The following is a 12,787-nucleotide window of genomic DNA, read 5'->3' as shown; positions in this document are numbered from 1 at the left end:
GCGGCCCTTTCGCGACACAAGGCCGCTCCTGCAGGCCTCGCGTAGGCCATGAGATGGCGTCAGGCTGCCAATGCCTTGATCAGTTGCTGGTTGAACGCCGGAATGTCGTCGGGTTGGCGGCTGGTGATCAGGTTGCCATCGACTACCACTTCTTCATCCACCCAGTCTCCGCCGGCATTGCGGATGTCGTCCTGCAGGGTCTTGTAGCTGGTCAGCCGCTTGCCCTTGGCTAACCCGCACGACACCAGCAACCAGCCACCGTGGCAGATCACCGCCAGCGGCTTGCCAGCCGAATCGTGGCTTTTCACCAGTTTCTGCGCGGCGGGGATCAACCGAATCGTGTCAGAGTTTTGCACGCCGCCGGGCAGCACCAGGGCATCGTAGAGGTCCAGGTGGGCGCTTTCGAAGGTTGCGTCCACGGCGAATGCGTCGGCCGGCTGGTCGTGGTTCCAGCCGCGTACCGTGCCCTCCTTGTCGCTGAGGATGTCCACCACCGCGCCGCTCTGTTCCAGGGCTTCGCGAGGGCCTGTCAGTTCCACTTGCTCGAAGCCGTCGGTGACCAGGAAAGCCACTCGCTTGCCGTTCAGTTCTGCACTCATGGGCCTTGCTCCTTTCCTTGATGAATATGAGAGAGAGGCCCGCATGGATAGAGTAAAGTTCCGGCGCAACGATTCAGTGGTTGGTCCCTTTCCGGTCTGGAGGGTTAGAATCGCCGGTCCCAAACGAGTGTGCACGTATGTCCCAAGAACTCAGCGCCGAACAGATCCAGCAAGCCTTGCAAGGCATCACCATCCCGCCGCAACCGCAGATCATGGTCGATCTGCAGTTCGAGCAGTACATGCCTGAACCGGACCTGGAAACCATCGCCAAGCTGATTTCCCAGGACCCGGGCCTCTCGGGCGCCTTGCTCAAACTGGTCAACTCCCCGCATTTCGGCCTTTCCAACAAGATCGGTTCGATCCAGCGCGCGGTGAACCTGCTGGGCAGCCGTTCGATCATCAACCTGATCAACGCCCAGTCGATCAAGGGCGAGATGAGCGACGAGACCATCGTTACCCTCAACCGCTTCTGGGACACCGCCCAGGACGTGGCGATGACCTGCCTGACCCTGGCCAAGCGCACCGGCATCCAGGCGGCGGACGAGGCCTACACCCTGGGCCTGTTCCATGACTGTGGCGTGCCGCTGATGCTCAAGCGCTTCCCCGACTACATGGATGTGCTGGAAGAGGCCTATGCCAAGGCCGACGACGAAACCCGCGTGGTCGACACCGAAAACCGCGCGTTCAACACCAATCATTCGGTGGTCGGCTATTTCACTGCGAAGTCCTGGCGCCTGCCCGAGCACCTCAGTGCGGCCATTGCCAACCACCACAACGCCCTGGCGGTGTTCCGCGACGAGAGTTCGCGCAATACCCAGAGCCAGCTTAAAAACCTGCTGGCGGTGCTGAAGATGGCCGAGCACATCTGCGCGTCGTACCGGGTGCTGGGCAACCAGGCCGTGGACCACGAATGGAATGTGGTCGGCCCGCTGGTGCTCGATTACATTGGCTTGTCGGAATACGATTTCGAAAACCTCAAGCAGAACATTCGCGAGTTGGGCGGGCACTGACACATGCCGGAATTGCCAGAAGTAGAAACCACCCGGCGCGGTATTGCGCCCCACCTGGAAGGCCAGCGCGTCAGCCGGGTGGTGGTACGTGACCGGCGCCTGCGCTGGCCGATTCCGGAAGACCTGGATGTGCGCCTGTCGGGGCAGCGCATCGTCAGTGTCGAGCGGCGCGCCAAGTACCTGTTGATCAATGCCGAGGTCGGCACCCTGATCAGTCACCTGGGCATGTCGGGCAACCTTCGCCTGGTCGAGCTGGGCTTGCCGGCGGCCAAGCATGAGCACGTGGATATCGAGCTGGAGTCGGGGTTGATGCTGCGTTACACCGACCCGCGCCGCTTTGGCGCGATGCTGTGGAGCCTGGACCCGCTCAAACACGAACTGCTGCTGCGCCTGGGGCCGGAGCCGCTGACCGACCTGTTCGACGGCGAGCGGCTGTTCCAGCTGTCCCGTGGGCGGTCGATGGCGGTCAAGCCGTTCATCATGGACAACGCGGTGGTGGTGGGGGTGGGCAACATCTACGCCACCGAGGCGCTGTTTGCCGCTGGCATCGACCCTCGTCGGGAAGCGGGCGGGATTTCCCGGGCGCGTTACCTGAAGCTGGCGATCGAGATCAAGCGCGTGCTGGCGGCGGCGATCGAGCAGGGCGGCACCACGCTACGCGACTTCATCGGTGGCGACGGGCAGCCGGGGTACTTCCAGCAGGAATTGTTCGTGTACGGGCGGGGCGGGCAGCCGTGCAAGGTGTGTGGCACGGAGTTGCGCGAGGTGAAGCTGGGGCAGAGGGCGAGTGTGTATTGCCCGCGCTGCCAGCGCTGAGGCAAGTTACGCGGTACCTTGTAGGAGCGGCCTTGTGTCGCGATGGGCCGCGAAGCGGCCCCGGCAATTTCTGCTGCGGAGCTGAAATTTGGGGGCGCTTCGCACCCCATCGCGACACAAGGCCGCTCCTACAGGTACAGCGTAGGGCCGAGCGATCAGGCCTTGCCAGTAATCCGGCGGTACTTGGCCATCAGCTCTTCTTCGGTTTCCGGGTGCGCTTCATCCAGCGGGATGCAGTCGACCGGGCAGACCTGCTGGCATTGCGGCTCGTCGTAATGGCCCACGCACTGGGTGCACAGGTTAGGGTCGATCACGTAGATCTCTTCGCCTTGGGAGATGGCCTCGTTCGGGCACTCGGGTTCGCAGACGTCGCAGTTGATGCAATCGTCGGTGATGATCAGGGACATGGGGACTCCGGCCGGGGCTCTGCGCCCGGGCATGTTCAACGCAGTGGGCACAATTGTGCCGCATTCGCGCCCGCAGTGCACGCGGGCGCGATGATCAGCCGCTAAAGGTCACTTCTTGAAGCGTTCGGTCAGCGCCTCGGCCACCACCGGGTGGACGAACTTGCTGATATCACCGCCCAGCGCGGCAATTTCCCGGACCAGGGTCGAGGAAATGAACGAATAGCGCTCCGAAGGCGTGAGGAACAGGCTCTCGACGTCGGGAGCCAGTTGCCGGTTCATGTTCGCCAGCTGGAACTCGTACTCGAAGTCGGATACCGCACGCAGGCCACGCAAGAAGACGTTGGCGCCCTGTTCCTTGGCGAAATGCGCCAGCAGCGAGGAGAAGCCGATGACTTCGACATTGGGCAGGTGCTTGGTGACCTCACGGGCGAGCTCGACCCGTTGTTCCAGCGGGAACAGCGGGTTTTTCTTCGGGCTGGCCGCCACCGCGATGATCACGTGGTCGAACAACCGCGAGGCGCGCTCGACCAGGTCGCCATGGCCTTTGGTAATGGGGTCGAAAGTACCCGGGTACAACACTCGGTTCATCGCGTCATCCTGGCTGGAGTGCGTTGGGGAGTCGGATGGTAGCGCAGCGACGGCGCCCCGGCCAAGTCATGCGGCCGGCTGATGGCACTATAGACAGGGGGCCTGTTCCTTGTCATGCGCTGTGTGCCAGGCGGGCGACCAGCGCTTCGGTGAGCCTGGCGCTGATGGCATACACCGACAGTTGCGGGTTGGCGCCGATACTGGTGGGGAACAGCGAGCCGTCGTGAACCGACAGGTTTTCCAGCTGGTGATGGCGGCCAACGCTGTCGCATACCGCCTGGCGCGGGTCGTCGCCGAGGGCGCAGCCACCCATCACGTGAGCGCTGCCCAGGCGCGTGCGGAACGGCTCCAGGCGCAACTGGTCGATCATGGCCAAGGCCTGCTCCAGGTTGGACGCGGCGCTGGCATCGCTGTGCACGGGGGTGACCTGGGTGGCGCCGGCGGCGAACTGGATCTGCGCCATGCTGCGGTAGGCGCGGCGCAGGCCGTCGCGCAGGTAGTCGGTGACCGGGTAATCGAGCACCGGTGAGCCATCGCCGCGCAGCTCCACGGCCCCTCCCTGGCTTTGCGGGTGGAAGCCGTCACGCAGCAGTGCCAGCATCACGTGGGTATGTGGCAGCTCGGCCATGCGCCGGGCATTCTCGTGACCATGCCCGCCCAGCAGCGTGCTGGCCAGGGCCGGGTGCAGCGGTGGTACTTCCAGCTTGTAGCCAACCGGGCCGTCGCTGCCGCCTTGCCATTGGAAATGGTCGCTGTAGATGGACTGCGGGGCGCCGTAATAGGGGTCGATACGGTCGTTGAAGCGTGCTGCACTGAAGTTGACCAGGTGCAGGAAGGTGCGTTTGCCCAGGCGGCCATGCGGGTCGGGCGCGTCGGAACGCAGCAGCAGGGCCGGGCTGTTGATGCCGCCACCGGCAAGTATGTAGTGACGCGCGCGAACGCGGACCTGCCGGCCTGTGGCGTGTATGCCCTGGCTATCCAGGGCCTGACATGACAGGCCCTGGATGCGCTCGCCGTTGTGTTCGAAGCGCTCGGCCCGAGCCAGGTACAGCAGCTCGCCGCCTTGTTCGAGGGTGGCGGGAATACGCGTTACCAGCATCGACTGCTTGGCATTCACCGGGCAACCCATGCCGCAGTAGCCCAGGTTCCAGCAGCCGCGCACGTTGCGCGGGATCACCGCCCAGCGGTAGCCCAGCTGTTCGCAGCCACGGCGCAGCACGTCGTTGTTGGCGTTCGGTGGCAGGGCCCAGGGGGTGATGCTCAGTTCCTGCTCGATGCGCTCGAACCAGGGGCGCATTTGCTCTTCGCCCAGGCCGCTCACGTTGTGGGCTGCGGCCCAGTGCGCCAGGGTCTGTGGCGGCGTGCGAAAGCTCGAGGTCCAGTTGACCAGCGTGGTGCCGCCCACGGCGCGGCCCTGGAGGATGGTGATGGCGCCATCCTTGCTCATGCGGCCCAGGCCTTCCTGGTACAGGCTGGCATAGGCTTCGTTTTCCAGCAGGTGGAAATCGCTGCTGGTCTTCAGCGGGCCTTCTTCGATCAGCAGCACCTTGAAGCCGGCAGTGCTGAGCATTTGCGCGCTGGTGGCGCCACCGGCACCGCTGCCGATCACGGCAATGTCGGCTTCCAGCGTGAGGTCGTGCTCCAGGCGCGAGGCGTCGTGGGTGATCCAGCCGCTTTCCAGGCCTTGGCGAAACGGGTCGGGTACAGGCATTGGCGCTGCTCTTGTTGTTTTCAGATTTTCGGTGGCCCGGGGTAGCCGCAGGCGGCCCAGGATTCGGGGCGTTCGTACCAGGCCATCTGCAGCAACTGCAGCAACGAGGCGTGGCCCATGCGCAGCAGGTTCAGCGAGCTGTCCTGCCAACGTTGCAGGAAGGCCGTGACCTGCGCGGCGCTGGCTTGCTCCCAGGCGCCCCAGACACCGGTCAGGGGACCGCGGGTGAGCGGCAGGTTGAGCACGTCGAACAACTGCCGGGTGAGTTTGAGCATTTCCGGCGACAGCGCCGCCAGCTTGTGGTCGAGGCTATGCAGCACTAGTGTCTCGGCGGCCTGGGTGCCGGCCAGTACCACCGGGATCAGCGCGCGCAGCAGCGGCAGGTCGTCGTCGCGCAGTACCTGGTAACCCGTTGCGGCTGTCTGTGCGCTGCAGCCGACCAGGCTGGTACCGGCCAGAAAGACGCTGGCGCCAAGGCTGAAGCGCAGCAGTTCGCGGCGGTGCATGGGCCGGCCCTCAGCGGATGAAAAGCTTGAAGACCAGGCGCTGCAAGGCTTTGCCATAAGGCGGGTAGATCAGCCGAGCAGCATTGAAGCGTTGCTTGGCCAGCACCGCCTTGGCCTTGCTGAAGGTCAGGAAACCGTCATGGCCATGGTAATGGCCCATGCCTGAAGGGCCGATGCCGCCGAACGGCAAGTCATCCTGGGCCACGTGCAGCAGGGTGTCGTTCAGGCACACTCCGCCGGAGTGGGTGTGGCGCAGCACCTGCTCCTGGGCTGCGCGGTCATAGCCGAAGTAGTAAAGCGCCAGCGGGCGCGGGCGCTGGTTGATGTAGGCCAGTGCCTGCTCGAGGCTGTCGTAGGGCACCAGCGGCAGCAATGGGCCGAAGATTTCGTCCTGCATCACCTGCATGCCGTCGTTCACCCCCAGCAGCAGGTGGGGTGGCAGGCGCCGGCCCTGGCGGGTTTCACCGGGGTACAGGTCGAGTACCTGCGCACCTTTGGCGTGGGCATCGTCCAGTAGATGCTGCAAGCGCTGCAGCTGGCGCTGGTTGATGATGGCGGTGTAGTCGGGGTTGCCGGCGATGCGCGGGTACAGCCGGCGTACGGCACGCTGGTAGGCGTCGCTGAAGGCCTCCAGGCGCTCGCGTGGCACCAGCACGTAATCGGGGGCGACGCAGGTCTGGCCGGCGTTCAGGGTCTTGCCGAAGGCGATGCGCTCGGCGGCGCTGTCCAGCGGTACGTCGGCCGAGACAATGGCTGGCGACTTGCCACCCAGTTCCAGGGTGACGGGGGTCAGGTTGTGCGCCGCAGCCAGCATTACCTGGCGCCCCACGCTGGTGGCGCCGGTGAACAGCAGATGATCGAACGGCAGGCGGGCAAAGGCCTGGCCTACCTCGACCTCGCCGAGCACCACGCTGACCAGATCGGTGGGGAACACCTGCTCCAGCAGTTGCTTGAGCGCCAGGCCAGTGGCAGGCGTGGCTTCGCTGAGCTTGAGCATGACCCGGTTGCCGGCGGCCAGGGCGCAGGTCAGCGGGCCGATGGCAAGGAACAGCGGGTAGTTCCACGGCACGATGATGCCGACCACGCCCAGGGGTTGGTAGCGCACCTGCGCGCTGGCCGGCTGGAAGGCCAGGCCGACCTTGCGCCGGCTGGCGCGCATCCAGCGCTGCAGGTGCTTTTCGGCGTGACGCAGGCCTTGCACCGAGGGCAGCAGCTCGGCCAGCAGGGTCTCGTCGGCGCTGCGCCCCTCAAAGTCCTGGCCGATTGCCTCGATCAGTTCGGCCTGGCCGGCCAGCAAGGCTTCCCGCAGGCTTATCAGCCATTGGCGCCGCTGCGCCGCCGCTGGCAAGGGGTTGTCGGTAAAGGCCTGGCGCTGGGTGGCGAACGTCGCCGCAAGGTCGAGGTCGGATTGCACAGGGGGCAAGGCACTGGGCGAGTTCATGGCGGCGTCGAGTCCGGGCAGGGAATCCCTAGAGCCTATACTCTAATTTGTACGATGGTGCGAATTTTTCCGCGTTGTCGAGCGGTGCATTCCATTGCCAATACGCCGTAAGATGACCCTTTGATGAAGGCCCGCAGACTGGGAGCTGAGCATGGCCCCGCGCATGAAGACCCGAGAGCGCATCGTGCAGAACAGCCTCGAGCTGTTCAACCAGCAGGGCGAACGCAGCGTCAGTACCAACCACATTGCCGCGCACATGGAAATTTCGCCCGGCAACCTGTATTACCACTTCCCCAACAAGCAGGCGATCATCGCTTTGCTGTTCAGCCAGTACGAAGAACTGGTGGACAGCTTCCTGCGCCCGCCGCAAGGCCGCGCGGCGACCGTGGAGGACAAGCGCTTCTACCTCAAGGCCCTGCTGGCAGCGATGTGGAACTACCGTTTTCTGCACCGCGACCTGGAGCACCTGCTGGACAGCGACCCGGAGCTGGCCGCCCGTTATCGGCGCTTTTCCGAGCGCTGCCTGCGCCAGGGCCAGGCGATCTACCGCGGCTTTGTCGAGGCGGGCATCCTGGCCATGGCACCAGCGCAGATCGAATCGCTGACCATCAACGCCTGGATCGTGTTGACGTCCTGGGTACGTTTTCTCAGCACCACGCGGGAGCATTCCGCGCACCTGGGTGAAGAAGCCTTCAAGCGCGGCGTCTACCAGGTACTGGTGCTAGAGCTCGGCTTCGTCACCGACAACGCCCGCAATGCCGTGGACGCCCTGTGCCAGGAATTCCATGTACCGTTCAACCAGGCCCTGGAGCACTAACCCAAGGCCTCAGTGCTATCGATAGTGCCATCGATCAGGAGATTGTCATGCCCCTTGCGCAATTGATCACCCCGCAGCAGTTGGCCGAGCGTCTGGGCTCGCCCAAGTTGGTGATCCTCGACTGCCGCTTTGCCCTCGAGGATGTGGACTATGGCCAACGCAGCTATGCCCAGGGGCATATTGCCGGGGCGCATTTTGCCGACCTGGAGCGTGATCTCAGCGGGCCGGTGAGCAAGGGGCGCACCGGGCGCCACCCGTTGCCGGATGCGCGCCGGCTGGTCGAGCGCCTGCGTGAGTGGGGCCTGGACGATGACAGCGAGGTGGTGCTGTACGACGACGGCCCTGGCGCTTTTGCTGCCCGTGCCTGGTGGCTGCTGGCGTGGCTGGGCAAGCGCAGCGGCGTGGCGATCCTCGACGGTGGCCTGAAGGCTTGGCATGCGGCGCACCTGCCGCTCAGCCTGGACCCGCCGCTCAAGCGGGAAGGCACCTTCAACGGTGAGCCGGACGGCAAGCTGCTGATCGATGCCGAGCACCTGGCCAAGCGCTTGGGTAACGCAGACCTGACCTTGATCGATGCGCGTGCCTTGCCGCGTTTCCGTGGCGAAGTGGAACCGATCGACCCGGTGGCGGGGCATATTCCGGGGGCGCAGTGCGCTGCGTTCACCGACAACCTGGGGGCTGATGGGCGTTTTCTGCAGCCGGACCAGCTAAAACAGCGCTTTGCCGAAAAGCTGGCCGGGCGGGCGCCGGAGCAGTTGGTGGCGTATTGCGGGTCAGGGGTGACGGCGTGTCATAACCTGTTTGCCCTGGCGTTGGCCGGGTACCCGCTGGGCAAGCTGTATGCCGGGTCGTGGAGTGAGTGGATCAACGATCCGCAGCATGGCGTAGCCACTGGCGAGTAAGCCGGTCAAAATCCTGTAGGAGATCGCCCAGGCCCTGTGGGAGCGGGCGAGCCCGCGAAGCATGCAACGCGGTGGCTGGCACCGGCTGCGCCGGTGTTCGCGGGCGCGCCCGCTCCCACAGGGATCCTGCAAAACAATCGCTTATGTGCCCTCCACCAGCCACTGTGGAATCCGCCGCTCCAGGTAATAGCCCGGGTTGCGCAGGCTGCCATCGACAAAGCCCACATGGCCGCCGCGGCTGTGCAGTTCGAGGCGGGTTTGCGGCGCCAGTTCGCGGGCCGTTGGCAGGCTGTGGCCGGAGACGAAAGGGTCATCGCCGGAGTGGATGATCAGCGTCGGCGTGCGGTTCTGGCCGAGGAAGAAATGACTCGATGAGCGGCGGTAGTAGTCGTGCGCATCGCGAAAACCGTTCAGCGGTGCGGTGACCTTGCCGTCGAAATCCCAGAACGTGCGCAGGTTGCCCAACGGCCCCAGCCGTTGCAGCGTCGCCAGCCCTTCATGCTGGCCCTTGTCGTGGAAGTGCCGCTGCTTGAGCTGCACATAAGCCAGCATCTCGCGCATGAAATGCGCCTGGTACACCTTTGAAAAGCCCTGGCCGATGCGGTCGGCGCAGTGGTCCAGGCGAAACGGCACCGACACTGCCACCGCAGCCTGCAACTGGCTGGCGACACCGCTTTCGCCCAGGTATTTCAGCAGCACATTGCCCCCCAGCGAATAACCCACCGCATACAACGGCGCCAACGGGCGCTGGGCGCGCAGGTGGCTGACGATTTCGGCCAGGTCTTCGCTGGCGCCGGAATGGTAGCTGCGTGGCAGCAGGTTGGGCTCGCCCGAGCAACCGCGCCAGTTCACCGCCACGCTGGCCCAGCCGCGGCCTTGCAGCGCTTGCTGCAAGCCTTTGACGTAGGGCGAGTGGGAGGAGCCGGTCAAACCGTGCAGCACCAGCACCAACGGCGCGTGGGGCTGGTGCGGGCCGTGCCAGTCCAGGTCGATGAAGTCGCCATCGGCCAGCCATAGCCGCTCGCGGTTGCGCTGCAGTTCAGGCAGTTTTCGCCACAATGGCCCCCACAAGGTTTGCAAGTGGGGGTTGGCAAGGCCGAGGGCTGGACGGAACGTTGCGCTGGGGCTGGGCATGTGGGCGACTCATGGTGTGCGTGCCTAGAATGCCATGGAAAAACCCCGATGTACCTGCGCTATTGGTCGTCCTTCATTGTTTCCGGCAGTGGCAGCTGCACTGACTCGGGGCCTACGGTCACCAGCACTTGCGTCGCGTTGCCCAACCACACCTGCCCGGCTTCACGCAGGTTCGCAGGCGTGAGCGACTGTAGCCTGTCAAGAAAAGTGGCAAGGTGATCGCCTGGCAGCCCTTGGTGGCTGTAAGTCGCAAGTGCTCTGGCCAGTTTGGCGCTGTCTGCAAGGTCGTGATGCAGCTTGGCCGCAATTTCGTTCACAGCGATGTCGCATTCTGCCTGGCTTGGGCCTCGTTCGCGCAGGCACGCGACAATCCCCGACACCAGGGCCGCTGCCGCATCCCGGTACTGCGGGGCGATGTCCCAATGAGTTTGCAGCAGGCATGCCGCATCCAGTGGGTTGAGGTCGGAGTAGATGGCGTAGGTCAGGCTGCGCAGGGTTCGCAACTCTTGCGTCAGGCGTGATTCATAGCTGGTGCCAAGTATCACGTTGAGCAGCGTCAAGGCCGGAAATAGCGGGCTGCTTGGCGAAGCTTTCGAGGACAACGTCAACAGTGCCCGGGTGGCGCTGCCGGCGGCGGTCAGGTGCTGCACGAGTGGCAGGTGTTCGGGGAGTGGTGGCGGGGCGGCGGCGGCCCACTCTTGCGGCAGGGAACGGGTGAGTTCGTTGATCAGTTGCTCCGCGTCTTCGCGGCTCAGGTCTCCCACCAGGCCAATATCCAGATTGTTCGCCGAGTAAGCCTTCTGGTGGAAGTCCCTGATCTGCTCGACATTGACGGTGCCACTGGCCGTCGTGGTGGCGCTGGCAGCGTACGGATGATCACGGAAAACATGAGCCATCGTGGTGTTGGTAAGCCGTACCAGTGGGTGGCTGGCCTGTCGGACCCGGTTGAAAGCCAGCCGCTCCCGGATTTTCGCCACGTCAGGCTCCCTGAAAGCAGGATATGCCAGCATCTGGGTGAACAGTTGCATCACGCTGGCGCGTAGCGCGGGCAAGCTCAGGCAGCGGAGTGTGATGACCGCACTGTCATCGGTGATCCTTCTGCTGAGGATGGCCCCGTACCCGGCCAGCTGCTCGGCAAACTGTGCTGCATCGAGCTCCCCGGTCCCTTGGTCGAGGCTGTACAGGGTAACTGCAGCCAGGCCTGGGTTGGCACCGTCAAGCACGTTGCCGGCTCGAAAGCGCAAGGCCAGGTCGAACATCGGGCGGTCATGGTCTGCGATGAAGCTGACCTTTGCGCCGCCGGCGGTTTGCCAGCACTCGGCGGCGGCTTGCAGGGGCGGTATCTGGCCAAGCTCGATTTCCTTGGCCGATTCCAGGTTGGCCATGGCCTCCAAGGCGGTGTCGGTAGTTGGGCCGTCGCACAGCGTTGGTCGGGTGGTCGTCAAGTTGTCTGGGCTCATGCTGGCACTCCTGGCCGAAGGTAGGTTGTGGTCAGCCGTTCGCGCCCCAGATAGGCAACCGCCACCTGTTGCACTGTCGCACTGTCGAGGTTCTGGATGAGAGGGCAGTCCTCGTCAATCACCGAGGCTGGCAAACCGGCGGCGGCAGCGGCGCCCAGCTCGTCTGCCTGGGGGGTGAGCGCGTCAAGGCCGAACAGCCGTCGGGCGAGCATGCGCAACTTGGCGCGCTGCAGCTCTGCTTCCGGCAAGGCAACGCTGCGCAGCGCCTGCACATGCTCGTAAACGGCTTGGGCGGCCTCTTCCGGTGTGGCGTGGGTGGTGTTTACGTAGGCTGAAATCGTCAACAGCGTGTCGCCACGCACCAAGGGCTTGTAGGACACTTGCACGCCTGTAAGCAGGCGCCTGTCCCGTACCAGGTCGCTGTACAGCCGGGAGCTGAAACCTGCGCCAAGCAAGTCGCAAAGCAGGGTCAGGGCAAGCGATGTCTTGGCGTCGGGGGCTGTTGCTCGGCCTGGAACGTTGAATGACATGAACAACCCCTCGCGTAACCCTGGCAGGCTTACGGTGTGGCTGCGGGCCTGCAGTTGAGCGTCATGGCGTGGAACAGGCCGGTCGGCGACAGGCGCTTTCGGCACGCCTGCGAAGTAACGCTCCACATGCTGCCGGAGCGTTGGCAGGTCAACGCTGCCGACTACCACAAGCGTTGCGTTGTTGGGCTGATACCAGGACCTGTACCAGGTTCGCAGCGCCGCCAGGTCGATGCTGTCCAGGTCTGCCGGATAACCGAAGCTCGGGCCTGCGTAGGGGCTGGCGCCATGTGCCAGAGCGTTATGCTGATCGTATGCCTGTTGGTCGGGCTGGACGTCCAGCTTGAGCCGGCGCTCGTCCTCCACCGCCTTTATCTCCCTTTCCATCTCCGCTTGACCGAAGGTAGCGGTGCTCATGGCATCGGCCATGATTTCCAACGCTATGGGCAGGCGGCTGGCCGGTAGCGAGATTTCATAGGAGGTGGCGTCCAGGTGGGTGGAGGCATTGGCATTGCCCCCTATGCGTGCGATCACCCGGCTGTATTGGTCGGTGGGCAGTTTGCTGCTGCCTGCGAAGATCAGGTGCTCCAGCACGTGAGACAGGTTCGTGTGGCCGGCAGGCTCATGGCTTGAGCCTATGTGGTACCAGAGCTGGACTGCGGCCAGAGATGTCTTGTGATTTTCTCGCAAGTAAACGGACAGGCCGTTTTCCAGCGTGAAGTGCTGCAATGGCGAGGTAGTGGTGCAGGACAAGGCGGCAAGCCCCGCAGAGACCTGGCCCAGGTCGGGTGGCGAAGTAGGTGGTTGTGAGGTCATCGCTGAAGTGCTCTGGTTGATGTGAACCCGAACAGCTTCAGCGACAAGGGTGC

The 12,787-nt window shown here is 64.3% G+C and carries 13 protein-coding genes; 4 read left to right on the top strand and 9 right to left on the bottom strand.

Annotated elements, in window-relative coordinates; all coding sequences use genetic code 11:
* Positions 1-59: 59 nt before the first annotated feature.
* Positions 60-599, bottom strand: coding sequence for a type 1 glutamine amidotransferase domain-containing protein (locus C163_RS24615; RefSeq protein WP_025340987.1), 540 nt, complete (start codon positions 597-599; stop codon positions 60-62).
* A gap of 191 nt (positions 600-790) precedes the next feature.
* Here C163_RS24615 and C163_RS24610 point away from each other — a divergent pair, with 191 nt between their 5' ends.
* Positions 791-1,609, top strand: coding sequence for an HDOD domain-containing protein (locus C163_RS24610; protein WP_177325786.1), 819 nt, complete (start codon positions 791-793; stop codon positions 1,607-1,609).
* A gap of 3 nt (positions 1,610-1,612) precedes the next feature.
* The gene (gene mutM / locus C163_RS24605; RefSeq protein WP_025340985.1) at positions 1,613-2,425 is read left to right on the top strand and encodes a bifunctional DNA-formamidopyrimidine glycosylase/DNA-(apurinic or apyrimidinic site) lyase; all 813 of its coding nucleotides are present in this window, start codon (positions 1,613-1,615) and stop codon (positions 2,423-2,425) included.
* 155 nt (positions 2,426-2,580) lie between these two features.
* On the opposite strand, the gene C163_RS24600 is transcribed toward mutM, so the two are convergent.
* The 5 genes from C163_RS24600 to C163_RS24580 all read right to left on the bottom strand — a co-directional run bounded on the left by C163_RS24600 (position 2,581) and on the right by C163_RS24580 (position 7,078).
* The gene (locus C163_RS24600) at positions 2,581-2,832 is read right to left on the bottom strand and encodes a YfhL family 4Fe-4S dicluster ferredoxin (protein ID WP_013974644.1); all 252 of its coding nucleotides are present in this window, start codon (positions 2,830-2,832) and stop codon (positions 2,581-2,583) included.
* A gap of 108 nt (positions 2,833-2,940) precedes the next feature.
* Entirely contained in the window at positions 2,941-3,420 is a 480-nt protein-coding gene (coaD, locus tag C163_RS24595) for a pantetheine-phosphate adenylyltransferase (protein ID WP_014861498.1), read from the bottom strand.
* A 112-nt stretch (positions 3,421-3,532) separates the two neighbouring features.
* Positions 3,533-5,131, bottom strand: a complete 1,599-nt coding sequence (locus C163_RS24590; RefSeq protein ID WP_025340984.1) for a GMC family oxidoreductase — start codon at positions 5,129-5,131, stop codon at positions 3,533-3,535.
* Between the two features lie 20 nt (positions 5,132-5,151).
* Positions 5,152-5,637, bottom strand: a complete 486-nt coding sequence (locus C163_RS24585; protein ID WP_025340983.1) for a hypothetical protein — start codon at positions 5,635-5,637, stop codon at positions 5,152-5,154.
* Positions 5,638-5,647: 10 nt separating this feature from the next.
* On the bottom strand, positions 5,648-7,078 hold the full coding sequence (locus C163_RS24580) for a coniferyl aldehyde dehydrogenase (RefSeq protein ID WP_025340982.1): 1,431 nt from the start codon (positions 7,076-7,078) through the stop codon (positions 5,648-5,650).
* A gap of 151 nt (positions 7,079-7,229) precedes the next feature.
* Here C163_RS24580 and C163_RS24575 point away from each other — a divergent pair, with 151 nt between their 5' ends.
* Entirely contained in the window at positions 7,230-7,895 is a 666-nt protein-coding gene (locus C163_RS24575) for a TetR/AcrR family transcriptional regulator (protein ID WP_025340981.1), read from the top strand.
* Between the two features lie 47 nt (positions 7,896-7,942).
* Entirely contained in the window at positions 7,943-8,797 is an 855-nt protein-coding gene (locus C163_RS24570) for a sulfurtransferase (RefSeq protein WP_025340980.1), read from the top strand.
* A 141-nt stretch (positions 8,798-8,938) separates the two neighbouring features.
* On the opposite strand, the gene C163_RS24565 is transcribed toward C163_RS24570, so the two are convergent.
* The 3 genes from C163_RS24565 to C163_RS24555 form a co-directional block, all read right to left on the bottom strand.
* A complete protein-coding gene (locus C163_RS24565) occupies positions 8,939-9,931 on the bottom strand; it encodes a hydrolase (protein ID WP_025340979.1) in 993 nt (330 codons plus the stop codon).
* A gap of 59 nt (positions 9,932-9,990) precedes the next feature.
* Positions 9,991-11,316 carry a pitrilysin family protein gene (locus C163_RS24560; protein WP_177325771.1) on the bottom strand — a complete coding sequence of 442 codons (1,326 nt, stop codon included), beginning with the start codon at positions 11,314-11,316 and terminating at the stop codon, positions 9,991-9,993.
* A 71-nt stretch (positions 11,317-11,387) separates the two neighbouring features.
* Positions 11,388-12,671 carry a pitrilysin family protein gene (locus C163_RS24555; protein WP_038408392.1) on the bottom strand — a complete coding sequence of 428 codons (1,284 nt, stop codon included), beginning with the start codon at positions 12,669-12,671 and terminating at the stop codon, positions 11,388-11,390.
* Positions 12,672-12,787 lie beyond the last annotated feature (116 nt).

Source organism: Pseudomonas sp. FGI182, from assembly GCF_000511325.1.
In the GTDB taxonomy this organism is placed as follows: Bacteria; Pseudomonadota; Gammaproteobacteria; order Pseudomonadales; family Pseudomonadaceae; genus Aquipseudomonas; species Aquipseudomonas putida_Z.
This window is presented reverse-complemented; position numbering and strand designations above follow the sequence as displayed.